Origin of the sequence: Romboutsia sp., from assembly GCF_035470145.1 — a bacterium.
Lineage (GTDB): Bacteria > Bacillota > Clostridia > Peptostreptococcales > Peptostreptococcaceae > Romboutsia_D.
Genome location: NZ_DATIRC010000442.1, coordinates 1 through 1533, shown reverse-complemented (window position 1 = coordinate 1533; position 1533 = coordinate 1). Strand labels below are relative to the sequence as shown.

General features: G+C 30.9%; 2 protein-coding genes. Both read right to left on the bottom strand.

What is annotated here, in order from left to right; translation table 11 throughout:
* Positions 1 to 77: 77 nt before the first annotated feature.
* Positions 78 to 1349, bottom strand: a complete 1272-nt coding sequence (locus tag VLM92_RS17235; protein WP_325277552.1) for a DNA cytosine methyltransferase — start codon at positions 1347 to 1349, stop codon at positions 78 to 80.
* A gap of 23 nt (positions 1350 to 1372) precedes the next feature.
* On the bottom strand, positions 1373 to 1516 hold the full coding sequence (locus tag VLM92_RS17230) for a ribbon-helix-helix domain-containing protein (RefSeq protein ID WP_325277551.1): 144 nt from the start codon (positions 1514 to 1516) through the stop codon (positions 1373 to 1375).
* Positions 1517 to 1533: the final 17 nt, after the last annotated feature.

Genomic DNA, 1533 nt, shown 5'->3' with positions numbered 1-1533 from the left:
TTTATACTTATAATATGCAATTTGTACTAAAGTTGTGCTACAAAATCGCAATAAAAAAGACTAGAATTTAATCTAGTCTATACTATCCACTTAAATTGTTCATTTCCATCATTCCTAAAATCTGTATCAATCCTTAATTCTTCTACTTTTTCATTTAAAAACAATTGAGAGAATATACCTTCTAGCACTTTTACAACTATACTGTTTCCTGCTTGTTTATACAATTGAGAATTAGACAATCCACTATTTTTAGCTTTATGAAAATCTTCATCAGTAAAGGACATTAGCCTCCAACACTCCAAAGGCGTTAATTTCCTTACCCTATATTGACTATCTATACTAACTATGTCTTGACTTGAAGCAGTAAGCGTAGGCGAAATAGTTCCATTTTCTTGTACTCTACCTCTCCTAGTTTTGCTATTTGGATAACTTAAATCACAAACCCCTCCTACTTCCATTTCAATGAAACCTTTTTTAGTTGCTTGTGGTATTAGCACCTTAGGCTCTCTGTGTCCTCCTTGCATAGTATCTAATGTTACGCAAATACCGTCCTTACTTAATATTTGATTAACTTGTTTATATGGATAATCTGTTAATCTTGCTTCTATCAAAATATTATTACAGCCTCTATCTGCTGCGCTTAGTGTTTGAAAATAGCTATCTATTCCATATATTCTTTTAGTTTGCTCAAAGTTTATTTCTGTAAATTCTGCTCTTATCCTTCCCTTTTCAACTAATTTAAAAGGTTTATTCATATAATATTTTTCGTCTACTTCATTTTCTAATATATCCTTAATAACCTTATCTAATTTTATATGCTTTGGAAACTCATATCCTGTATCAAGCTCTTTTAATATACTAATTACAAATACTCTTTCCCTGTTTTGTGCCACGCCATAATCTTTAGCATTTAAAACCTTCCAATAATTTGCATACCCCAATCCCTCTAAATACTCTAACCAGTTATCAAATGCATCTTTGAATTTTTTGCCAACTAAATTTTTTACATTTTCCAATAATAAATACTTAGGTCTTTTAGCTTCAATTACTTTTTCACACTCATATAATAAACCACTTCTAGTCCCTTCCCCAAGTCCCCTTTGCTTCCCTGCTACACTTAAATCTTGACAAGGAAAACTATAAGTAAATAAGTCCATATTAGGTAAATCATTCGGATTAATCTTGCTTATATCTCCAAAATTAGGGCAATCCCCATGTATTGCTTCATAACTTTTTAATGCAAATTTATCAATTTCTGCTATTCCCACTACTTCATGCTCAATCCCTAAATTTCTAAGTGCCATTCGTTGGCTGCCAATTCCTGCAAAACATTCAAATACTTTTAACATTCAATCTCCCCCCATACCCCTATTTATTTTTTAATTTCTTTTTTCATTATATAAGCGATATAATTACTAACTGTTCTATCTTCTTCTTTTGCTTTTGCTTTAATTTCTTCTAAGAGCTCCTTATCTATCGTTATATAAACTCTTTTATTGCTTTCTTTTATAGCCACTTATTACCACCTCTTTA